The 20,562-nt window shown below is 73.4% G+C and carries 20 protein-coding genes; 16 read left to right on the plus strand and 4 right to left on the minus strand.

Features of this window, described 5'->3' with window-relative positions:
- Window positions 1–24: 24 nt before the first annotated feature.
- Entirely contained in the window at window positions 25–1,062 is a 1,038-nt protein-coding gene (locus AC1Q5D_RS00915) for an iron-siderophore ABC transporter substrate-binding protein (protein WP_481736673.1), read from the minus strand.
- Window positions 1,063–1,213: 151 nt separating this feature from the next.
- On the opposite strand from AC1Q5D_RS00915, the gene AC1Q5D_RS00920 reads away from it, so the two are divergent.
- The 6 genes from AC1Q5D_RS00920 to AC1Q5D_RS00945 all read left to right on the plus strand — a co-directional run bounded on the left by AC1Q5D_RS00920 (window position 1,214) and on the right by AC1Q5D_RS00945 (window position 6,707).
- Complete coding sequence (locus AC1Q5D_RS00920; protein ID WP_481736674.1) at window positions 1,214–2,035, plus strand: SDR family NAD(P)-dependent oxidoreductase; 822 nt, start codon at window positions 1,214–1,216, stop codon at window positions 2,033–2,035.
- A 217-nt stretch (window positions 2,036–2,252) separates the two neighbouring features.
- Entirely contained in the window at window positions 2,253–3,194 is a 942-nt protein-coding gene (locus tag AC1Q5D_RS00925) for a siderophore ABC transporter substrate-binding protein (protein ID WP_481736675.1), read from the plus strand.
- A gap of 15 nt (window positions 3,195–3,209) precedes the next feature.
- Window positions 3,210–4,247: an ABC transporter permease gene (locus AC1Q5D_RS00930; protein ID WP_481736676.1), complete on the plus strand. Its 1,038-nt coding sequence runs from the start codon at window positions 3,210–3,212 to the stop codon at window positions 4,245–4,247.
- Window positions 4,240–5,244, plus strand: a complete 1,005-nt coding sequence (locus AC1Q5D_RS00935) for an iron chelate uptake ABC transporter family permease subunit (protein WP_481736677.1) — start codon at window positions 4,240–4,242, stop codon at window positions 5,242–5,244. The genes AC1Q5D_RS00930 and AC1Q5D_RS00935 overlap by 8 nt, the downstream gene beginning before the upstream one ends.
- Entirely contained in the window at window positions 5,241–5,999 is a 759-nt protein-coding gene (locus AC1Q5D_RS00940) for an iron ABC transporter ATP-binding protein (protein ID WP_481736678.1), read from the plus strand. Before AC1Q5D_RS00935 ends, AC1Q5D_RS00940 begins: the two co-directional genes overlap by 4 nt.
- A gap of 60 nt (window positions 6,000–6,059) precedes the next feature.
- The gene (locus AC1Q5D_RS00945; protein ID WP_481736679.1) at window positions 6,060–6,707 is read left to right on the plus strand and encodes a YqaJ viral recombinase family protein; all 648 of its coding nucleotides are present in this window, start codon (window positions 6,060–6,062) and stop codon (window positions 6,705–6,707) included.
- A gap of 69 nt (window positions 6,708–6,776) precedes the next feature.
- Here the strand turns inward: AC1Q5D_RS00945 and AC1Q5D_RS00950 are convergent, their stop codons facing one another.
- Window positions 6,777–7,883 (minus strand): mechanosensitive ion channel family protein, encoded by a 1,107-nt coding sequence (locus AC1Q5D_RS00950; RefSeq protein ID WP_481736680.1) that lies wholly within the window; start codon window positions 7,881–7,883, stop codon window positions 6,777–6,779.
- 266 nt (window positions 7,884–8,149) lie between these two features.
- Here AC1Q5D_RS00950 and AC1Q5D_RS00955 point away from each other — a divergent pair, with 266 nt between their 5' ends.
- The 6 genes from AC1Q5D_RS00955 to AC1Q5D_RS00980 all read left to right on the plus strand — a co-directional run bounded on the left by AC1Q5D_RS00955 (window position 8,150) and on the right by AC1Q5D_RS00980 (window position 13,695).
- Window positions 8,150–8,695, plus strand: a complete 546-nt coding sequence (locus AC1Q5D_RS00955) for an AMIN-like domain-containing (lipo)protein (protein WP_481736681.1) — start codon at window positions 8,150–8,152, stop codon at window positions 8,693–8,695.
- Between the two features lie 92 nt (window positions 8,696–8,787).
- Complete coding sequence (locus AC1Q5D_RS00960) at window positions 8,788–9,648, plus strand: PhzF family phenazine biosynthesis protein (protein WP_481736682.1); 861 nt, start codon at window positions 8,788–8,790, stop codon at window positions 9,646–9,648.
- Between the two features lie 21 nt (window positions 9,649–9,669).
- Window positions 9,670–11,220 carry an MDR family MFS transporter gene (locus AC1Q5D_RS00965; protein WP_481736683.1) on the plus strand — a complete coding sequence of 517 codons (1,551 nt, stop codon included), beginning with the start codon at window positions 9,670–9,672 and terminating at the stop codon, window positions 11,218–11,220.
- Window positions 11,217–11,942 (plus strand): TetR/AcrR family transcriptional regulator, encoded by a 726-nt coding sequence (locus AC1Q5D_RS00970; RefSeq protein ID WP_481736684.1) that lies wholly within the window; start codon window positions 11,217–11,219, stop codon window positions 11,940–11,942. The genes AC1Q5D_RS00965 and AC1Q5D_RS00970 overlap by 4 nt, the downstream gene beginning before the upstream one ends.
- 69 nt (window positions 11,943–12,011) lie before the next feature.
- On the plus strand, window positions 12,012–13,250 hold the full coding sequence (locus AC1Q5D_RS00975) for an acyl-CoA dehydrogenase family protein (protein WP_481736685.1): 1,239 nt from the start codon (window positions 12,012–12,014) through the stop codon (window positions 13,248–13,250).
- Window positions 13,251–13,515: 265 nt separating this feature from the next.
- Window positions 13,516–13,695 carry a hypothetical protein gene (locus tag AC1Q5D_RS00980; RefSeq protein WP_481736686.1) on the plus strand — a complete coding sequence of 60 codons (180 nt, stop codon included), beginning with the start codon at window positions 13,516–13,518 and terminating at the stop codon, window positions 13,693–13,695.
- 187 nt (window positions 13,696–13,882) lie between these two features.
- Here the strand turns inward: AC1Q5D_RS00980 and AC1Q5D_RS00985 are convergent, their stop codons facing one another.
- Window positions 13,883–14,941: a D-2-hydroxyacid dehydrogenase gene (locus AC1Q5D_RS00985; RefSeq protein ID WP_481736687.1), complete on the minus strand. Its 1,059-nt coding sequence runs from the start codon at window positions 14,939–14,941 to the stop codon at window positions 13,883–13,885.
- Between the two features lie 97 nt (window positions 14,942–15,038).
- Here AC1Q5D_RS00985 and AC1Q5D_RS00990 point away from each other — a divergent pair, with 97 nt between their 5' ends.
- From AC1Q5D_RS00990 to AC1Q5D_RS01005, 4 genes are all read left to right on the plus strand, one after another.
- Window positions 15,039–16,208: an AI-2E family transporter gene (locus AC1Q5D_RS00990; RefSeq protein ID WP_481736688.1), complete on the plus strand. Its 1,170-nt coding sequence runs from the start codon at window positions 15,039–15,041 to the stop codon at window positions 16,206–16,208.
- A 9-nt stretch (window positions 16,209–16,217) separates the two neighbouring features.
- Window positions 16,218–17,189, plus strand: a complete 972-nt coding sequence (locus tag AC1Q5D_RS00995) for a 2-hydroxyacid dehydrogenase (RefSeq protein WP_481736689.1) — start codon at window positions 16,218–16,220, stop codon at window positions 17,187–17,189.
- 48 nt (window positions 17,190–17,237) lie between these two features.
- Window positions 17,238–18,135 (plus strand): IS5 family transposase gene (locus AC1Q5D_RS01000; RefSeq protein ID WP_481736690.1). Its coding sequence is split into 2 segments (ribosomal slippage): window positions 17,238–17,585 and window positions 17,587–18,135, totalling 897 coding nucleotides; the frame shifts between segments, so codons are not numbered across the junction.
- A 16-nt stretch (window positions 18,136–18,151) separates the two neighbouring features.
- The gene (locus tag AC1Q5D_RS01005) at window positions 18,152–19,090 is read left to right on the plus strand and encodes an AEC family transporter (protein WP_481736691.1); all 939 of its coding nucleotides are present in this window, start codon (window positions 18,152–18,154) and stop codon (window positions 19,088–19,090) included.
- Window positions 19,091–19,108: 18 nt separating this feature from the next.
- On the opposite strand, the gene AC1Q5D_RS01010 is transcribed toward AC1Q5D_RS01005, so the two are convergent.
- Window positions 19,109–20,428 (minus strand): short-chain fatty acid transporter, encoded by a 1,320-nt coding sequence (locus AC1Q5D_RS01010; RefSeq protein ID WP_481736790.1) that lies wholly within the window; start codon window positions 20,426–20,428, stop codon window positions 19,109–19,111.
- Window positions 20,429–20,562 lie beyond the last annotated feature (134 nt).

Here is a 20,562-nt window from a genome sequence, read left to right on the forward strand (position 1 = left end):
GGCCGGGGCCGCGGTCGCGCACGGCTAGGACACGGCCTCCGCCGCCTTGGCGATCTCCGGGACGAAGTGCTCGACGGCCCACGGCACGCTCAGCGGGCTGGCGGCGGAGATGGACAGGATGGTCTGCTGGTCCGCCGTGCCGACCAGGCCGCCGTTCTTGACGGCGGGGATCTGCCCGTACAGCGGGTCGGCCTTGATCTTCGCCGCGCTCATGGTGTCGAACGGGGTGAAGAAGATGTCGGACTTGAGCTGGTCGGCGTTCTCGGGCGCCCACTCGAGGTAGAACTCGCCCTCCTTGGCCTTCTGGTCCACGACCGGGGCCTGCTTCATGCCGAGCGCGGTCAGGAAGCGCGGACGGTTGTCCTCGCCGGCGTAGACGTAGATCGGCGGCTGCGGGCTGACGCTGCCCGCGATGAACGTCGTGCCCTTGAGGGCCGGGTTCGCCTCGGCGGCCTCGGCCACGGTGCCCTCGACCTCCTCGACGACCTGCGCGGCCTGCTCGGACTTGCCGAGGGCCTTGCCGATCGTGGTGGTGGCGTCCTGCCAGGAGGCCGTGTAGTTCGGGGCCACCGGGCCGACGACCGGCGCGATCTTGCTCAGCTTGTCGTAGTCCTCCTGGGTCAGGCCGGAGTAGGCGGCCAGGATGACGTCCGGGGAGAGCTTCGCGATCGCCTCGAAGTCGACGCCGTCGGTCTCGTCGTACTGGACCGGGGCCTGGTCGGAACCGATCGGGGCGTCCAGCTCCTCGAGCTTGGCGTCCTTCCAGTCGGTCGAGCCGTTCTTGTTGGCGCCCCACGTGTCCAGGGCCATGCCGACCGGGACGGTGTCGAGGGCCAGCGCGACGTCGGCGTTGACCCACGAGATCGTGGCCACGCGCTGCGGCTGCTCCTCGATCGTCGTTTCGCCGTAGATGTGCTCGACGGTGACCGGGAAGGCCCCGGAGGCGGAGGCGCTGGAGGCGCCCGGGGCGGCTTCGCCGTCGGCCGTGCCCCCACAGGCGGAGACGGCGAGGACGGCGGCGGCGGCCGCGGCGAGCAGGCCGGTCCGGCGGGTGAATTCCATGGGTTTCCTTCGGGTATCGGGCGGGCCGGAACGGTCGGTCGGCCCGGGGTCAACGGGGTGGCGCCTTGGTGAGGTTAGCCTTAGTGACCACAATTACGCAACGCAGACGACGCGTAATGTGACGCGCCGCGTCCGCCGCTACAGTCGGCGCATGGCACTCCCCCCGCGCCCGCGCCGCACCCCCAGGCTCCCCCGCCCGAAGCGCACCCCGGACGGCCCGGTGCCGTTCGCCCTGGTCACCGGCGCGACGGCGGGGCTGGGCGCCGAGTTCGCCCGCCAGTTGGCGGCGGCCGGCTGGCCCCTGGTCCTCGTCGCGCGGACCCCGTCCCGGCTCGAGGCCGCGGCGGCGGCGCTGCGGGCCGCGTCCGGCGCGGCCGTCGAGACCCTTGCCGCGGACCTGTCCACGGACGACGGCGTGGCCGCCGTCACCGGCCGCCTCGCGGACCCGCTGCGGCCCGTCGGGCTCCTGGTCAACAACGCCGGCCACGGGCTGGGCGGGCACTTCGCGGACAATCCCTGGGAGGACGAGCGGGCGCTGCTGCGGATCCACACCGAGGTGCCGCTCGCCCTGTCCCACGCGGCCCTGCGGGCCATGGGCCGGGCCGGTGGCGGGGCCGTGATCAACGTCGCCTCCGTCGCGGCCTTCACTCCGCGGGGCACGTATTCGGCGGCCAAGGCGCTGATCGTGAACTTCAGCCGCTGGGCCAACGCCTACTACGGCCCCTCCGGGATCACGACGACGGCCGTGTGCCCGGGCCTGGTCCGCACCGAGTTCCACGCCCGCATGGGGATGGACACGCGGGGCATCCCGGCGCCGATGTGGCTCGATCCCGCACCGGTGGTGGCGGCCGCCCTCGACGCGGCCGACCGCGGGCGGGCCGTGTGCATCCCGACGCTGCGCTACCGGGCGGCCGTCACCGCGGCCCGCGTCCTGCCGGACCGCGTGGTCGAGCGCCTCACCCGCCGCGGCTGACGCCCGCGCCGACCCGTTCCGCGCCGCCCCGCCGGCCCGTTCCGGGCGCCCCCCGGGGCCCGTTCCGGGCGCTCGCTCCGGCCCGCCGACACGGTTTGCGACTTAGGTTTGCCTTGCTATAGCTTCAGAAAGCACAGCCGATTTACGAAACCTGCTTGTTCGCTAATGACGCCCCCTTGAGTCCGCCCCGTTCCGGGGCCCTAGGATCGGAGATCCCGTGAAGACGCCCCTGCGCTCCGTGCTCGGCACCGCCGCCGCGGCCGCCGCCCTCCTCGCCACGACCGCCTGCGGCGGGAACGCCGGCGCCGACGCCGAGGCCGGCGAGACCATCGCCGTCGAGCACGCGCAGGGCTCGACCGAGGTCCCGGTGGACCCGGAGACGGTCTACACCTTCGACCTGGGCGTCCTCGACAGCATGGAGGCCCTGGGCGAAGAGGCCGACGGCGTCCCCGAGGCGCGGTTCCCCGGGTCCCTGGCCAAGTACTCCGGCGCGGACTACGCGAAGATCGGGTCCATGAAGGAGCCGGACTTCGAGGCGATCGCAGCCGGGGCCCCGGACCTGATCATCATCTCGGACCGCACCGCCGGCGCCTACGGCGAGCTGAGCAGGATCGCGCCGACCATCGACCTGAGCGTCGACCAGGCGGACCCCATGGCTTCCTTCACGGAGCAGGCCGAGACGCTGGGCCGCATCTTCGGGCAGGAGGAGAAGGCCGCCGGCCTGCTCGAGGGCATCGGGGAGCAGATCGACGGCGTGCGGGCGCAGGCCGCCGACGCCGGCGGGGCCCTCGTCGTGCTGACCTCGGGCGGCAAGGTCACCGCGTACGGCGCCGGCTCGCGCTTCGGGATCGTGCACGACGTGCTCGCACTGAAGCCGGCCGCCGACGTCGAGTCCGAGGGGTCGCACGGCGAGGCCGTCTCCTTCGAGTTCATCCAGGAGACCGACCCCGACCTGCTCTACGTGATCGACCGCGACGCGGCCATCGGCACCGAAGGCGGCCAGGCGGCGCGGGCCGTGCTGGACAACGAGCTCGTCGCGTCCACCGCCGCCGCGAAGAACGACAAGGTCGTCATGCTCGACCCCGGGTCCTGGTACCTGGTCGGCTACGGCCTGAACAACGTCGAGGCGATGGTCGGCGACGTCGCCGCGGCCCTCTAGCCCGGCGCCCCACCCATGAGCGCACCCGCCGCCACCGGCACGGCCGCCGCGGAAACCCCCGCGGCGGCCGTCCGCCTGTCCGCCGCGGGGCTCCGCGGCCGCCTCGCGCTGCCGGGGGCGGCGGCCGCGGTGCTGGTGCTGGCCGCAGCCAGCATGTTCGTGGGCGTCTCCGACGTCGCCCTGCCCGACCTGCTGGCCGGCGACGCTGCGGCCTGGGACCTCCTGTGGGTCTCCCGCGTCCCGCGCACCCTGGCCGTGGTCCTGGCCGGCATGGCCGTCGCCGTCTCCGGACTAGTCATGCAGCTGATGGCTCGCAACCGGTTCGTGGAGCCGTCCATGGTGGGAACGGTCGAGTCCGCGACGCTGGGCATCCTGGCCGTCACGGTGCTCGCCCCCGCGGCCCCCCTCCTCGCGAAGATGGGCGTCGCCAGCGCGTTCGCCGTGGCCGGCACGGCGGTCTTCATCGCGATCCTGAACCGCCTGCCCGCCCGCAACACCCTGCTGGTGCCGCTGGTCGGCATCATGCTCGGCGGCGTCGTCTCCGCCGTCGCCACGTTCTTCGCCTACCGCCACGACCTGCTCCAGACGCTCAACGCCTGGCTGGTCGGCGACTTCTCGGGGGTCCTGCGCGGCCGCTACGAGCTGCTGTGGGTCGTCGCGGCGCTCACGCTCGTCGGCTACCTCGCCGCGGACCGCTTCACGGTCGCCGGCATGGGGGCGGACTTCACCACCAACCTCGGCCTCGACTACCGGGCGACGCTGCGGCTCGGCCTGGTCATCGTCGCCCTGATCTCCGCCGTCGTCGTCACGACGGTCGGCGCACTGCCGTTCCTCGGACTCGTCGTGCCGAACCTCGTCTCCCGGCTCTTCGGGGACCACCTGCGGGCGGCCGTGCCGTGGACGGCGGTCTTCGGCGCCGGCCTGGTGCTGGTGTGCGACATCCTGGGCCGGACCATCCGCTATCCGTACGAGGTCCCCGTCGGGATGGTCATGGCGGTCCTCGGCGCGGCGGCATTCCTGGCGATGCTGCTCAAGGCGGCCCGGCGTGGCTAGCCCCGCCCCCGTCTCCGCCGCCCGGCAAGCTCCCGGGTCGCGGCGCCGGCCCTCCCCCGCGGCCACGACGGCGCTGCTGGGCGCGCTCGCGCTCGCGGCCGTCGCCGCGTTCCTGACCGTCGGCCTCCAGGGCAACCTGTCCTACGTCCTGCCGCTGCGCGGCACGAAGGTCGCCGCCATGGTCCTGGTCGCGGCCGCCGTCGGGCTGTCTACCGTGATGTTCCAGACGGTCACCGCGAACCGGATCCTCACGCCCTCGATCATGGGCTTCGACGCGCTGTACCTGCTGATCCAGACCGTCCTCGTGTTCGGGCTGGGGGCCGCCCGCGTCGTCTCCACGCCGCCGGCCGCGTCCTTCGCGCTTGAGGTCGTCCTGATGGTCGCGTTCTCGATGTTGCTCTACCGGTGGCTGTTCACCGGCGGGACCGGCTCGCTGCACCTGGTCCTGCTCGTCGGGATCGTCCTCGGCACGCTCTTCCGCGGGACCGCGTCCCTGCTCCAGCGGCTCATGGACCCCAGCGAGTTCATCATCCTCCAGGACCTGTTCTTCGCCTCGTTCAACCACGTGGACCCCACGCTGCTCGGCCTCTCCGCGGCGATCGTGGCCGCCGCCGCGGCCGTCGCCTGGCGCATGCGGCACACGCTCGACGTGCTCGCCCTGGGCCGGGACACGGCCGTGAACCTGGGCATCGACCACCGCCGCTGCGTCACCGTCGTCCTGGTGCTCTGCGCCGTGCTGGTCGCCGTCTCGACCGCCCTGGTGGGCCCGGTGACGTTCTTCGGCCTGCTCGTGGCCAGCCTCGGCTACCAGCTGTGCCGCACGTTCACGCACCGGTGGCTGCTGCCGACCACGGCGCTGCTGGGCACGATCGCCCTGGTCGCCGGGCAGCTCGTCCTCGAGCACGTCTTCGGCTTCGCCACGGCCCTGAGCATCGTCATCGAGTTCGCCGGCGGCCTGCTGTTCCTGTTCCTGCTGCTGAAGGGTTCCCTGAAGTGATCCGCATCGACGGCGCCACGAAGACCTACGGCGCCGCCCGCGTCGTGGACTCCGTCACCACCGAGATCCCCCGCGGCGGGGTGGCCTCCATCATCGGTCCCAACGGCGCCGGCAAGTCCACGCTCCTGGGGATGGTCTCCCGCCTGCAGCCCCTGGACGGGGGCAGCGTCAGCGTGGGCGGCCTGGATGTGGCCTCCACGCCGAGCCGCGAGCTGGCCACCCGGCTCGCGATCCTGCGCCAGGACAACCACCTGCCGCTGCGCCTGACCGTGCGTGACCTCGTCGGCTTCGGGCGCTTCCCGCACTCCGGGGGCCGGCCGACGGCGGCGGACCGGGAACACATCGAGGCCGCGCTGGACCAGTTGGGCCTGGCGGCGCTGTCCGGGCGCTACCTCGACGAGCTCTCGGGGGGCCAGCGCCAGCGCGCGTTCATCGCCATGGTCCTGGCCCAGGACACCGAGTACCTGCTCCTGGACGAGCCCCTCAACAACCTGGACATGCGCCACTCCGTGGAGACGATGCGGCTGATCCGGCGGCTTGCGGACGAGACCGGCAAGACCGTGGTGGTCGTCATCCACGACATCAACTTCGCGTCCTGCTACTCGGACACGATTCTCGCCATGCGCGGCGGGCGGCTGCTCCACCAGGGGACGCCGGGGGAGATCATGCGCCCCGACGTCCTGCGCGACATCTACGACATCGACATCCGCATCGAGGAGATCGACGGCCAGCGGATCGGCGTCTACTTCGCCTGAGGCCCGCGGCACGCCCCCGCGGTGCGCACCGGAGGCGCCCGGACGGGGCAGAATGGTCCGGTGACCTCCCCCGCCGCGCCCTGCCTGTCCCGCATCCTCGCGGACTCGTCGGACCGGGTGGGATGGCTGCGGGCCCGCTCGCGGGGGATCACCGCCACGGACGTCGCGAAGCTCTCCACGCCGCGCAGCATCGAGGCCGCGGCGCACTCCAAGCTGCATGGTAGCGGCTTCGGCGGCAACCCGTACACGGAGCACGGGCGCGCCCGCGAGCCGGTCATCGCGGCCTGGGTCAGCGCCGAACACGGCATCGTCCCCAGCACGCTGCTCTTCCACGCCGAGCGCGAGCGCCTGCACCTCGCGACGCCCGATGGCCTGGCCGTGCGCCCGGACGGGCGGGTGGAGCTGGCGGAGATCAAGACGACCAACAAGCCGTGGCGCTCCATCCCCCGCCACTACCTGCGCCAGGTCTGGTGGCAGCAGTACGTCATCGGGGCCGAGCGCACGCTCGTGGTCTGGGAGGAGCACCGCGACTTCGTGCCGGTGCACGCCGAACCGAAGGCCCGCTGGGTGGACCGTGACGACGCGCAGATCGCCGACCTCGTCGCCAAGGCGGGCCAGCTCGTGGACGTGTTGCGCCGCCGCACGCAGGCCGCCGCCGCGGCCGCCGCACGCCGCGCCGACTACGGCCCGGCGGCGCTGCACCTGTAGCCGCGGGCGCCCCAAGGCGCCCCGGCGGCGGATTCCGGCCGCAGTGCGGCGCTGGCGTGCGCGGCCGGCCTACGCCGTCGGCTGCTGGCGCAGCAGCGGGTCCGGCAGGGCGTCCGGCTGGTGCTCGCGGAGCCAGGCGACGAGCCCCTCGCGGACCTCGTTCTTCACGCCAACGAGGTCCCCGGCGTTGCGCGCACTGAGGATCACGGTGAGCGTCATCGTGCCCCCGACGGCGTCGGTGACGGACACGTCGTTCTCCTGCTTGTCCCACAGCTCGCTGGCCTCCAGCAGCCGCGTGGTCTCGGCGCGGATGGCGTCCACGGGGGCGGTCCAGTTCAGCTGCAGGGTGAAGAACCCGCCGAGGTTCTCCGTGCCGCGCGACCAGTTCTCGAACGGGAGGGTGGTGAAGTACGTGGAGGGCATGATCAGCCGGCGCTCGTCCCACGTCGCGATCACGACGTAGGTCAGCGTGATCTCCTCGACGGTGCCGCGCTGGCCCTCGACGAAGACGGTGTCGTCGACCCGGATGGCGTCGGTGAAGGCGATCTGCAGCCCCGCGAACACGTTGGACAGGGTCCCCTGCACGGCGAGGCCGGCCACGACCGACACGAGGCCCGCCGAGGCCAGGAGCCCGGCGCCGAGCGCCCGGACCTGCGGGATCAGCAGCAGGATCGCCGCGACCGCCAGCGTCAGCACGACGGCAGAGACCACCCGGCGCAGAAGCGTCACCTGCGTGCGCATCTTGGCGAGGCGCCGCGCATCGGGCAGGTTCGACCGGTACTTGGCCAGCAGCGCCGACTCGACGAGCAGCAGCAGTCGGGTCACCAGCCACGCGAGGCTGCCGATGAGCGCCACCAGCAGGAGGAAGTTCACGGCACCATGCCAGTCCGCGTCGTCGGCGACGGCGCGCAGCGCGCTGATGGAGCCCGCGATCGCCAGGACGAGGAAGAACGGGACCCGGGCCTTCGCGAGGTCCCCGCGCAGGAGGGGCCGGCCGCGGAGCAGGCGGTTGCCCACCAGGGCGAGCACGAGCGTGACGACGGCGGCGAACACGACGGCGATTCCCACGCCCACGAGGGGCTGGACGAACTCCGGCAGGGAGTTCGTCTCGTCGGTGAGGCCGTCCAGGGGCTGGGTGATCTTGGAGAGGCTGTCGTTGGCGGCTAAGCGGACCATGGCTCCCATCGTTCCACCCGTACGGGGGCCCGCGCCAAACGCTGCCGCGCCGGGGCGTGCCTCCCGGGCCGTGACCTCCGGGCGGGCCCGGCCCCACGCCGTGACCGCGCCGTCGCCGTTTCGTCCCTGTCCCGCGTCTCCCGGCCGGCTGCCCGCCCCCGGCGATAACACTTGCGCCGCAACCGTGGAAACCCCTGTTTGCGGCCCCCTCCGAGGCGGATCATGGATCGAACCACCCGTCCACCGTCTTGGGGAGATGAACCACCATGAAGGCCCTGAAGCTGGGCCTCGCCGGGGCACTGTTGGCTGCGGGCGCCACGCTCGCGCCGCTGTCCCCGGCCCAGGCCGCGCCCTACTGCGGCATCTACTGGGGATCGCTCGCGGAGTCCCGCGCCGCGATGTCCACGGCCCGCGTCACCGACGTCCGCGTCGGCCGGCACGCGTGTTTCGACCGTTTCGTCGTCGACCTGCGCGGCGATGTCAGGGGCTACGACGTCCGCTACGTCGATGCGGTGTTCACGGAGGGCGAGGGCCGCCGCGTCCCGCTCGCCGGCGCCGCCGACCTGCAGATCGTCGTCCGGGCCCCCGCCTATACGTCCTCCGGGCAACCGACCTACGCCCCCGCCAACCGGAACCGGATCGTCAACGTCGACGGATTCCGGACCTTCCGCCAGGCGGCGTACCTCGGCAGCTTCGAGGGGCAGACGTCCTTCGGCCTCGGCGTGCGCGCCCGCTTGCCGTTCCGCGTCTTCGCCCTCGACGGCCCGGGCACCGGCTCGCGCCTCGTCGTCGACGTCGCCCACCGCTGGTAGGCGCCGCCGCCCGCCAGCGACACCCCCGGAACCCGCGGCCGCGGCCGCGGGTTCCGTGCGTTCCCGCGCCCCGGCCGTGGCACGATAGCGCCATGACGACCAGGCCCTACGCGGAAATCGACGTCTTCACCGACACGCCCTACCTCGGCAACGCCTTGGCCGTGGTCGTGGACGCGGACGGAATGGACACCGCGCAGATGGCACGGTTCGCGGCCTGGACCAACCTGTCGGAGACCGCGTTCCTGCTGCCGCCGACGCAACCGGGCGCCGACTACCGCGTGCGGATCTTCACGACGGAGACTGAGTTGCCCTTCGCCGGACACCCCACGCTGGGCGCCGCCCACGCGTGGCTCGACGCCGGCGGGACCCCGGCCCGCCCGGGGACCCTCGTCCAGGAGTGCGGGGCCGGCCTGGTCGAGGTGCGGGCCGGCGAACCCGGTCCCGGCGGGGCCCGACGGCTGGCGCTCAAGGCGCCGCCGCTCGTGCGCACCGGCCCGCTGGAGCCCGGGCTCCTGGAGGCGGCGCTGCGCGGCCTCGGGCTGGGCCGCGGCGACGTCGTCGACCACCAGTGGGTCGCCAACGGCCCGCTCTGGGCCGGCCTGCTGCTGGCCGACGCGGACGCCGTGCTGGCGCTCGAGCCGGACTTCGCCGCCCTGTCCGGGCTCGAGGTCGGCGTCGTGGGCCCCCACCAGGGCCCGGACGCCCCCGCCGACTTCGAGGTCCGCGCGTTTTGCCCGGGCTTCGGGATGGACGAGGACCCGGTGACCGGCAGCCTCAACGCCGGCCTGGCCGAGTGGCTGATCGGCTCCGGCCGCGCGCCCGAGCGGTACACCGTGCGGCAGGGGACGCGGCTGGGCCGTTCCGGATTCGTGGAGGCCAGCCGGGAGCCGGACGGGATCTGGGTGGCGGGCAGCGCCCTCGCCTGCGTCCGGGGCACCGTGCTCACCGGCTGAGGCCTCCAGTAGGCTCGTGCGGTGACGAACAACGCGACCGCCCCGCCCGACCCGCACCGCGACCGCGCGGCGTGGCGGGCCCTGTGGGCCCTGGTCATCGGGTTCTTCATGATCCTCGTGGACACGACGATCGTCTCGACGGCGATGCCCGCCATCATGGGCGCCCTCGAGACCGGGATCAACGGGGTCATCTGGGTCAACAGCGCCTACCTCCTGTCGTTCGCCGTGCCGCTGCTGATCACGGGGCGCCTCGGGGACCGGTTCGGCCCCAAGCACCTCTACCTGGCCGGGCTGGCCGTCTTCACGCTCGCCTCCCTGGCCTGCGGGATGGCCCCGACCATCGGCTGGCTCGTCGCCGCCCGCGTGCTCCAGGGCCTGGGCGCGTCCCTGATGACGCCGCAGACGATGACCTTCATTACCCGGCTCTTCCCCGCGGAGCGGCGGGGTGCGGCGATGGGCGTGTGGGGCGGCGTGGCCGGGCTGGCCACCCTGGCGGGGCCGCTGCTCGGCGGCGCGCTCGTGGACACGCTCGGCTGGGAGTGGATCTTCTTCGTGAACGTGCCCGTCGGGGTCGTTGCGTTCTGGCGGGTCGCGCACCGGGTCCCGCAGCTGCCGCGGCACGCCCACCGCTTCGACGTGCCCGGCGTCTTCCTCTCGGCCGGGGCCATGTTCCTCATCGTCTACGGCATCCAGGAGGGCAACGCCTACGGCTGGGGCCGGATGGCCGGATGGCTGACCGTGTGGCACCTGATCGGCGCCGGAGTCGTGCTCCTGGGCGTGTTCGTCGCGTGGCAGCACGCCAACCGGGGCGAGCCGCTGCTTCCCCTCGGCCTGTTCGCCGACCGCAACTTCTCGCTGGCGAACGTGGCCATCACCTGCATGGGCGTGACCATCACCTGCGTGAGCATCCCGATCATGTTCTACCTGCAGTCCGTGCGCGGGCTCACGCCCACCCAGGCGGCGCTCGCGATCGCCCCCATGGCCCTGGTCGCCGGCGTCGTCGCCCCGTTCGCGGGCCGCCTGGTGAACCGGGTGAACCCGAAGTGGCTCGCCGCCCCGGGGTTCGCACTGTTCGGCGCGTCGATCCTGGCGTTCGGCGCGCTGGCCGGGCCAGAGGCGCCGCTGTGGCCCCTGGTCGCGGCGACCGCGTTCATGGGGCTGGGCAGCGCCTGCGTGTGGCCGGCCGTCTCGCTGACCGCCACCCGGGACCTCGGCCCGGCCAACGCCGGCGCCGGGTCGGGCGTGTACAACACGACCCGGCAGGTCGGGGCCGTGCTGGGCTCGGCGCTCATCGCGGCGCTCATGGAGTCCCGCATCGCGGCGGAGAGCGCCGCCGTGCTCGCCGCCCTGCCGCCCGGCACCGCCCCGGACACGGCCGCGGAGCCGGGCAGCGTGGGCGAGGGCATGGGCCGGGCTGTCCCCGAGGTCCTGCACGCCGCCTTCAGCGCGGGCCTGGCCCAGTCGCTGCTGCTGCCGGGGCTGGCCGCGCTCGCGGGCGCCGCCGTCGCCCTCTGCTTCCGCACCCCCACCCCCGCGCCCCACCCGGTGACCGTGAAGGAGCCCCGCCCATGACCACGCACGTGCCGGACGGGGCCCTGGAGCTGCTGCTCGCGCAGGGCTTCGACACGACCAGCGTCGACGAGCTCGCGGCCGCGGCGGGGATGGGGCGCAGCACGTTCTTCCGCCGCTTCGGGTCCAAGGAGGGCATGGTCTTCGCCGACCACGAGGCCGTGCTGGCCGACGTCCAGGCCCGCCTGGCGGGCCCCGCGGACCCGCTGGCCGCGGTCGTGGACGCGGCCCTCGCCGTGTTCGACCACCACGCCGGGCTCGGCGAGTCGACCCTGCTGCGCCACCGCCTGCTGCGGGAGGTGCCCGCCCTGCGCGACCGCGAACTGGTCACCACGCACCGCTACGAGCGCGCCTTCCGCCACGGGCTCGAGACCGCGTACGGCCTGGACGGGGCCGGCCACGACTCGGCGGCGCGCGTCGCGGCGACGGCCCTGGCGGCGGCGACGGTCGCCGTGCACAACGCGTTCCTGCGCGCCTGGCTGCGCGATCCGGCGGGCGCCCCGCGGGAGGCGCTGCGCTCGCAGCTCGAGTCCCTCGCGTCGCTGTTCGCCCCGCGGCTGGCGGGGGACGACGGCGGCGCGCCCGGCGGGCCGGACGCCGCGGGGGCGGCCGCGGCCCCGGCGGCCGGGGTCCCCGCGCCGGCCGTCGTCGTCGTCCTGCCGCCCGGAGCCGACCGGCGCGCCGTGCTCGAGGCCGTCGACCGGGCGCTCCCCCCGTCGATCTGAGACTCAGTCCCTTGGAATTGGGACTCGGTTCCAATACGCTGGTGGCCACCGTCCAGTGAAGGAACCGCCATGCACCCCTCCGCGCCAGCGCCCACCGCCCCCTTCCCGCAGGGGACCGTCGAACCCGAGTACGAGCTCTGGGGCGAGGTCGACACCGACCCCGCGGGCCTCTTCGCGGACGTGCCCGAGGCCGACCGCGCCTACTGGGACCGGGCCCGCCGCTTCAGCCTCGAGGAGGTCCGCCCGGTCATCGACGCGCACTGGGACGCAGCGGACTACCCCTTCGACCTCGCCCGCCGGCTGGGCGAGCTGGACCTGCTGCGCGACGGGCTCGACCTGCCCGGCTTCCCGGCGATGAGCGGACTCGCCGCCGGGCTGGTGAACATGGAGCTCTCGCGCGCGGACGGATCCGTCGGCACCATCGCGGCCGTGCAGGCGGGGCTCGCCCTGCGCTCGATCGCCCTCCTCGGCTCCCCCGAGCAGGTGGCCCACTGGGGCCCGCGGCTGGCCCGGGCCGAGGTCCTCGGCGCGTTCGCGCTCACCGAGCCGACGCACGGGTCCGACTCGGTGTCCCTGGAGACGACGGCGACCCGCACGGCCGGGGGCTGGGTCCTCAACGGCGAGAAGAAGTGGATCGGCAACGGCTCGACGGGCGGCGCCACCGTCGTCTGGGCCCGGGACGACGACGGCGCGGTCCGCGGGTTCATCGTCCCGCAGGACGCGGAGGGCTACACGGGCACGACCATCCCGGGGAAGCTGAGCCTGCGCGCCATCTGGCAGGCCCACATCCGCATGGAGAACGTGTTCGTCCCCGACGCGGACGCGCTGCCGGGCGCGCGGTCGTTCAAGGACACCTCGAAAGTGCTGTTCGCGACCCGGCTGGGGGTCGCCTGGTCCGCCGTCGGGCATGCCGTGGCCTGCTACGAGTCCGCCGTCCAGTACGCGGCCCAGCGCCGGCAGTTCGGGCGCCCGCTGGCCGCCAGCCAGATCATCCAGGAACGCCTGGCGCGGATGCACTCCGAGCTGGCGACCATGCAGCTCATGGTGCGCCACATGACCGCCCTCGAGGAGGCCGGGACGCTCACGCCGGTCCAGGCGTCGCTGGCGAAGTACACGTGCACGCGCACGGCGCGCGACATCGCCCGCAACGCGCGGGACCTCCTGGGCGGGAACGGGATCCTGCTCCAGAACCGGGTGGCGCGGCATCTGGCCGACATCGAGGCGATCCACACCTACGAAGGCACGGAGACCGTGCAGGCCCTCATCATCGGCCGCTCCATCACGGGCCTGTCCGCCTTCGCGGGATAGCGGGGGGCCGCGATTCACACGGTGGTCGCGGGTGTTTTTCAGGAAACCCTCAGGTTCGGGTCCTAGATTCGTGTGTACCTCATGAAGGTGCGAGTGATGCGAGCACCGGTTGGATTTAGCGGCAACTCCCCCCCACGCCGCCCGACCGGTGCTCGCGCTTTTAACGCGCGGCGCGCCCAGCGGCGGCCGGTCCACGGCCCCCTCGACTTCTCCCCCCGGCGGGGTGAGACTGGGGACTACAGGGACCCCTGACCGAGGAGAGACCATGACCGCCAACACGCCCGCCGAGGACCTGCCGACGCCGGAGCCCGGGGCCGCCGTGGACGACGCGGCGAGCCGCGCCGAGGCCGAGGCCGTGGCCCTGCGGTTCGCCCACGACGACGCCCGGGTCGACGAATGGGAAGAGGAGTCCTTCCCCGCGTCCGACCCGCCCGAGAACTACTGACCCGCCGGTCCCCACCGGACTCCCAACCGGCGCACAGGTTGCTCCAAGATTCCGCCGCTAGGTTGGAACCACCTTCTCAAGGTGCGAGTGATCAGAAGCACCGGCCGCAGCGGTTTGAATGCCTCCTTTTCCGCTGTTGGCCGGTGCTTCACCCGTTAAGGGGCGCATGGCCCGGCGCCCGCCTCCGTCAGTAGCCCCGGCCCGGGTCGTACTCGTTCCGGAGGGGACGCCTGTCCAGGTAGCGCCGCAGGTTGTCCACGAACAGCTCGACGACGGCGTCGTTCTCCGTCCGCACGTTCGCGGCGTTGTGCGGGCTGATCAGCACGTTCGGCGCGTCCCACAGCGGGTGCCCGGCGGGCAGCGGCTCCGGGTCGGCCACGTCCAGGACCGCCGCGGCCAGCCGCCCCGACCCCAGCGCGGCGAGCAGCGCGTCCTGGTCCAGGACGGGACCGCGGGACAGGTTCACGAGCATGGCCCCGCGGGGCAGTCGGTCCAGCAGCGCCCCGGACGCGAGCCCCGTGGTTTCGGGCGTCAGGGGGCAGGCGAGGACGAGGATGTCGGCGGCCGCCAGCTCGGCCGACTCGGCCAGCCCGGCCAGCGGCACGGTGGCCGCGAAGGGGGCCGCGAGGCGCCGGCCGCTGCGGGTGGTGCCCGCGGTGCGGACCCCGAACGCATCCAGGACCCGCGCGACCTCCCGGCCGATGCTCCCCGCACCGACGACCAGCGCGCTCCGGCCGCGGAGCGTGTCCACGTTCCCGCTCCCCCAGCGGTGGGCCGCCTGGTCGCGCAGGAGCCCGGGGACCCCGCGGACGAAGTGCAGCAGCCCGGCGAGCGCGAATTCAGCCAGCGGGGCCGCGTGCACGCCCGCCGCCGTCGTGATCCGCACCTCGCCGGCGGCGTGCCCCGCGGCCTGGGCGCGGGCCCCGACGCCCGCGGACGTGCCCTGGATCCAGCGCAGCCGGGGGCTGTTCTCCCGCCAGGCGGCGGGGGCGTGCCAGTCGAAGTCGAACATGACCTCGGCGCGGGCGAGGAGCGCGCGCCAGCGTTCGAGCCCGGCGGGGCCGAGCCGCGGCGGGATGCCGACGTGGTCGGACGCGAAGCGTGCGGCCGGCACCAGGTCGGGCTCGTGCAGGACGTCGACGCCGGGCACGGCGGCCCGGATCCGGTCCACCAGCCGAGGCTCCAGGGGGCTGGCGACCAGGACGGCGGGGCGGGCCGCGGGCGCGGGGTCGGTCGGGCGTGGCATCGGCGGTGCATCCTCCAGATTGCGGGCTTCGGCACCATGAAAGCATGCGGACGGAGCTGGATTAGAGTGTGAACCGAGTCCCGACCCGAGGAGATCCATGATCCGCAGGTCCGCCCGGCGCCGCGAGGCGCAGACCCCCGCAACCGCCACCTCCACGGTCCCCCCGCCGCCGGATCCCGGGCGCTCCGCGCTCGAGACGCGCCGCATCACGCACCTCTGGGCGGACCCGCTGGGCCGGGCCGCCATCCGCGCCGTCCAACTGATCGTGGTGCTGCTCCTGACGGGCGCCTTCGTCTGGGCGCTGATGCGGCTCAGCCTGGCCGTCCTGCCGCTGCTGCTGGCGCTGATCATCGGCTGCGCGCTGGCGCCGCTGGTGCGCCTGGCCCGGCGCGCCATGTCGCCGCTGCTGGCCGCCTGGACCGTGTTCCTCGGGGCGCTGCTCGTGCTCGGCGGGATCGGGACCGCGATCGGGTTCTCGGTCCGCGCGGAGTGGCCCGAGCTGGTCGACCAGGCGGTCCAGGGCTTCCACGAGCTGCAGGCGATGCTGCAGAACCTGCCGTTCGCCATCAGCCAGCAGCAGATCGACGAGGGCATCAAGGCCGTCACCGACTACCTGACCAGCGCGCAGTTCGGCGCGGGCGCGCTCACGGGGCTGTCCGCCGCGGGCACGTTCCTCACCGGGCTCGCGCTCTTCCTCGTGATCCTGTTCTTCTTCCTCAAGGACGGCGACCGGATCTGGGAGTTCTTCCTCTCGTGGGTCCCCCGGCACCAGCTGGGGCGGTGGCACCGCACCGGGGACCGCACCGTCGACACCCTCGGCGGCTACATCCGCGGCACGGCGGTCGTCGCCGCCGTCGACGCCACCGCCATCGGCATCGCGCTGTGGATCCTGCAGGTCCCGCTCGCGCTGCCCCTGGCCGTCACGGTGTTCATCACGTCGTTCATCCCGCTCGTCGGCGCCACCATCGCCGGGGTCCTGGCCACGCTCGTCGCCCTCGTGGCCAACGGGCCGGTCGTCGCGCTGATCGTGCTCGGCGTCGTCATCCTCGTGAACCAGCTCGAGGGCAACTTCCTGCAGCCGGTCGTCATGGGACAGGCACTGAACCTGCACGCGCTCGTCATTCTGCTCGCCCTGACCATCGGCACCGTGCTGGGCGGGATCGTCGGCGCCGTGCTGTCCGTGCCGCTGACCGCCGTCGGCTGGGCCGCCGTGAAGATCTGGACGGGGCGGGACGAGGCGGAGCAGGCGGAGGCAGCCGGCCAGTAGTCTGGCGGCATGTCCCCCGCCACGCCCCCCGCCCCGGCCCCGCCGCGGATCCTCCAGGTCGGCCCCGTCGACCCGACCGTGTCGGCCGTCCTGGCCAGCGAGTTCGATGCCGTCCGGTGGCCCGACGACGCCTCCGGGCGCCGCAGGCTGCTGGCTGCCCACGCGCCCGGTCTGCGCGTGGCCGTCTGCTCCGGGACGGTCGGGGTCGACGCGGGGATGATGGCCTCGCTGCCGGCGCTCGAGGCCATAGTGAACTTCGGGGTCGGCTACGACTCGACGGACATCGTGGCGGCGGCGGAACGGGGCATCGCGGTCAGCAACACGCCCGACGTGCTCACGGACTGCGTGGCGGACACCGCGCTGGCCCTCTACCTCGACGTCCACCGAGGCATCACGGCCGCCGACCGCTACGTGCGCCGCGGGGAATGGGCCGCCGGATCACCCCGCCCCCTGGGCACCAAGGCCTCGGGCCGGACCGTGGGCATCCTCGGCCTCGGCCGGATCGGAGGCGCGGTCGCCCGGCGCCTGAAGGCGTTCGGCTGCGAGGTCCGTTACCACAACCGCCGGCCGGTACCCGGGTCCCCGTACCGGTTCCACGGCTCGGTGCACGCACTCGCGGCCGAGGTAGACACGCTCGTCGTGGCGGCCTCCGGTGGACCCGGCTCCGCCGGACTGGTCGACGCCGAGGCCCTCGCGCTCCTCGGCCCGGAAGGCTTCCTGGTGAACGTGGCGCGGGGGTCCGTCGTCGACGAGGAAGCACTCGTGGCCGCCCTCGTCTCCGGCGAGCTGGGCGGGGCGGGGCTCGACGTCTACGCCCACGAGCCGCGCGTGCCGGAGGCCCTCCTCGGGCTGGACCGCGTGGTGCTCGCCCCGCACTTGGGCAGCGCGACGCGAGAAACCCGGGCCGCCATGGCGGAACTCGCCCTCGCGAACCTGCGGAGCTGGCTCGACTCCGGGACGCTGCTCACCCCCGTCCACTAGGGTGTGTTGCTAAAGCGTTGCGGCGCTTTGATCGGGTTCGATGGCTTAGTGGCTAATCGCGATTTGATCTCCGATGGCGTGTGGGAAGTGATCGGTCCGGTGTTCCCTCCCTACAAGGGAACCGGGCGACCCGTGGCCGACCGGCGCACCGTGGTAGAGGCCGTGGTGTGGAAGTTCCGCACCGGGGCCCCATGGCGGGACCTGCCGGAGCGGTTCGGGAACTGGAACACGGTCTTCAAGAACTTCGACCGCTGGGCCAAGGACGGCACTTGGGCGCGGGTGCTCGAGCGGGTCCAGACCCGGGCCGAGGAGCTCGGGGACCTGGATTGGGTGGCCTCGATCGACTCGTCCATCGTGCGCGTGCACCAGCACGGCGCGAACCTTGCCCGGGGCACAGGGGGCCGGATCGAATTACAAGAAAACCGGCCCGGAGCCGCCTGACCACGCGATCGGGCGCTCCCGGGGCGGTCTGACCTCGAAGATCCACCTCGTGGCCGACGGGAAGGGCCGCATGCTCTCGGCGGTCCTGACGGCCGGCAATGTCAACGACACCACGATGCTCGCTGCCGTGATGGATGAGATCAGGGTTCCCCGGCCCGGGCCGGGCCGGCCGCGCCGGCGGCCCGACCGGGTCCTGGCCGACAAGGGGTACCCGTCCAAGGCGAACCGCGCCTGGCTCGCCGCCCACGGGATCGCCGCGACGATCCCGGAGACAGCCGACCAGGCCGCCAACCGCCGCAGGAAAGGATCCCGCGGCGGCCGGCCACCGGCCTTCGACGCGGAGCTCTACAAGGGCCGCAACGTCGTCGAGCGCTGCTTCAACCAACTCAAACGCTGGCGCGGCCTGGCCATGCGAGCCGATAAAACGGCCCGCAACTTCCACGCCGCAATCCAACTCGCCTCCGCGCTCAACTGGCTAGGAACCAGCTTTAGCAACACACCCTAGGGGCCGGCCGGAACGCATGGAAGGGGTCCTGCTCGGGTTCAGCGTCGTGCTCGTCATCGTGGCCGTGGGCCTCGCGACGGCGGCGCTGCTGCCCGGGCAGGCCCCCGCGATGCAGCGGGGACTGACGCCCGCGATCTACTACATCACCAACCCCGCGCTGATGCTGGTGCTCGTGGCCGGCACCGACCTGGGCGCCGTCGCGGGCGTGTACACGCCGATCGCCCTGGTCAGCGCGGCGGTCGCGGGCGGCGCCTACGCCGCCGTCAGCCGGTTCCTGCTGCGCCGCACGGCGGCCCAGACCGCCATCGGGGCGATGGCCTCCTCGTACGTCAACGCGGGCAACATCGGCCTGCCGATCGCGCTGTACGCCGTGGGCAGCGCGACGCCCGTCGTCGCCGTGCTGCTCGCGCAGCTGCTCGTCGTCGCCCCGGCCTACCTCTCGGTGTTCGCGTGGTGCGCCCCGCGCGCGGCGGGCGACGGCGGCGCCCCGCTCTGGCGGACACTCGGGCGCTCCATAGCCAACCCGGTGACGGTGGCGACAGCGGCCGGCGTCGTCCTCTCGCTGACCGGATGGCAGCCGCCCCCACCGGTGTGGACGCCCGTGGAAATGCTGGGCAATGCGTCGATCCCCCTGCTGCTGGTGCTCTTCGGCATGAGCCTCCACGGCCAGCGCCCCTTCAGCCAGCGCGCGCTGGCCGCTGACATCGCCCTCGCGGCCGTCGTGAAACTGGCCCTCATGCCTCTCGTCGCGTGGGCCGTGGCGCGGTTCGCGTTCGGGGTAGACGGCATCGCCCTGCTCGGGGTCGTCGCCATGGCGGCCCTGCCGACGGCGCAGAACGTGTTCCTCTTCTCCAGCCAGTTCCGCATGCCATCCACGCTGGTGCGGGACACGATCTTCGTCAGCGCCGTGCTGTCCCTGCCCGTCGTGCTGCTGGTCGCGTTCCTGCTCCGGTAGCGCCGCGGCCGCGTGCCGCTACAGGGACACGATCAGCAGCGTCGCCGCGAAGACCAGGCCCGAGGCGATGAGCGTGATCGTCGTGTAGCCGAGGATGTCGCGCATCTTCAGGCCCGCGATGGCCAGCAGCGGCAGCGCCCAGAACGGCTGGATCATGTTCGTCCACTGGTCCCCGTAGGCCACGGCCATGATCGGAATGGCCGGGTCGACGCCGAGGCGGGCCGCCGCGTCGAGCATGATCGGGGCCTGCACGGCGAACTGGCCGCCCCCGGAGGGGACGAAGAAGTTCACGAGCCCGGCGGAGAGCATGGCCAGCACGCCAAACGTCTGCGGCGTGGAGATGGCGACGAACGCGTCGGAGAGCACCTGGATCAGCCCGGTGCCGGTCATGATGCCGAGGATGCCCGCGTACAGCGGGAACTGCAGCAGGATCTCCCCGACGTGGGAGGCCGCGTGCTTGGTCAGCCCGACGAGCTCGAACGGGCTGCGGACCAGCAGCAGGATCAGCGCGAGGAAGGACCAGTTCACGATGTCCAGCGTGAGCGTCCCGCCGGAGCCGAAGTGGATGGCCAGGTAGGCGACCAGCAGCACGCCCAGCAGCAGCGTCGGCAGCCGGCTCGCATCCACGCGGTCCGCCGGGGTGACCACCTCGTCGTCGATGGCGACGTCGGCCTCCCGCGCGTCCACGCGCAGCTCGACGATCCGGTCCGCGCCCCGCGGCGCCACGAGGAACAGGGCCAGCGCGACGGCGGCGACCGTGGCCGCGGCAGCGACCAGGTTCCACGCCGAGAAGGTCGTCTCCGAGATCGGCAGCGGCGCGCCGAGGTGCTCGGAGATGAAGGAGTCCGGCGTGGCCGCGGCGAGCGGGCCGGAGCCGGAGTAGCCCATGTGCCAGACGACGAAGCCGGAGAACCCGGCCGCGACCAGCATCGGGAAGTGCAGGGCCAGGCCCCGCTCGCGGCCCTGGGCGGCGACCTCGCGCGCGAGCAGGGCGCCGACGACGAGGCCGAGCCCCCAGGTGATCAGGGAGGCCACGGCGGCGACGAGGAACACGAACAGGTAGGCCTGGACGGCCGTCTTCGGGACCCGGGCCAGGGCCCGGAGCAGGCGGCGCACGGGCCGCGTGTTCGCGAGGATGTGCCCCAGCAGGAGGATCAGCGCCATCTGGGTGATGAAGGACAGCAGCCCCGCCAGGCCGTCGCCCCAGGACCGGACCACGAGCACCGGCGAGGAGTCCGTGGCCAGCAGGGCCAGGCCGGCGACGGCGAACGTCAGGACGATCGCGAAGACGAGCGCGGAGGGGATGAAGCGCTCGACGAGGTGGTTCACGGGGCGCATCGCGCGCGACAGCGCGGCGCCCTTCTGCTGGTTCTGCGTCGTGGACACGGCGGCTCCTTGGTCGGCGGGCGGCGGCCCGCGGGCGTGCTCCCCGTCACCCTAACCGCACGCCGACCTGCGGTGGAGGCGTGCCG

This window comes from Arthrobacter paludis (assembly GCF_056782315.1).

What these genes read in the sequence shown, in the direction of transcription:
- AC1Q5D_RS00915 (WP_481736673.1), bottom strand. Translation starts at nt 1,062, where the DNA reads ATGGAATTCACCCGCCGGACCGGCCTGCTCGCCGCGGCCGCCGCCGCC.
- AC1Q5D_RS00920 (WP_481736674.1), top strand. Translation starts at nt 1,214, where the DNA reads ATGGCACTCCCCCCGCGCCCGCGCCGCACCCCCAGGCTCCCCCGCCCG.
- AC1Q5D_RS00930 (WP_481736676.1), top strand. Translation starts at nt 3,210, where the DNA reads ATGAGCGCACCCGCCGCCACCGGCACGGCCGCCGCGGAAACCCCCGCG.
- AC1Q5D_RS00950 (WP_481736680.1), bottom strand. Translation starts at nt 7,883, where the DNA reads ATGGTCCGCTTAGCCGCCAACGACAGCCTCTCCAAGATCACCCAGCCC.
- AC1Q5D_RS00955 (WP_481736681.1), top strand. Translation starts at nt 8,150, where the DNA reads ATGAAGGCCCTGAAGCTGGGCCTCGCCGGGGCACTGTTGGCTGCGGGC.
- AC1Q5D_RS00960 (WP_481736682.1), top strand. Translation starts at nt 8,788, where the DNA reads ATGACGACCAGGCCCTACGCGGAAATCGACGTCTTCACCGACACGCCC.
- AC1Q5D_RS00970 (WP_481736684.1), top strand. Translation starts at nt 11,217, where the DNA reads ATGACCACGCACGTGCCGGACGGGGCCCTGGAGCTGCTGCTCGCGCAG.
- AC1Q5D_RS00975 (WP_481736685.1), top strand. Translation starts at nt 12,012, where the DNA reads ATGCACCCCTCCGCGCCAGCGCCCACCGCCCCCTTCCCGCAGGGGACC.
- AC1Q5D_RS00980 (WP_481736686.1), top strand. Translation starts at nt 13,516, where the DNA reads ATGACCGCCAACACGCCCGCCGAGGACCTGCCGACGCCGGAGCCCGGG.
- AC1Q5D_RS00985 (WP_481736687.1), bottom strand. Translation starts at nt 14,941, where the DNA reads ATGCCACGCCCGACCGACCCCGCGCCCGCGGCCCGCCCCGCCGTCCTG.
- AC1Q5D_RS00990 (WP_481736688.1), top strand. Translation starts at nt 15,039, where the DNA reads ATGATCCGCAGGTCCGCCCGGCGCCGCGAGGCGCAGACCCCCGCAACC.
- AC1Q5D_RS00995 (WP_481736689.1), top strand. Translation starts at nt 16,218, where the DNA reads ATGTCCCCCGCCACGCCCCCCGCCCCGGCCCCGCCGCGGATCCTCCAG.
- AC1Q5D_RS01005 (WP_481736691.1), top strand. Translation starts at nt 18,152, where the DNA reads ATGGAAGGGGTCCTGCTCGGGTTCAGCGTCGTGCTCGTCATCGTGGCC.
- AC1Q5D_RS01010 (WP_481736790.1), bottom strand. Translation starts at nt 20,428, where the DNA reads ATGCGCCCCGTGAACCACCTCGTCGAGCGCTTCATCCCCTCCGCGCTC.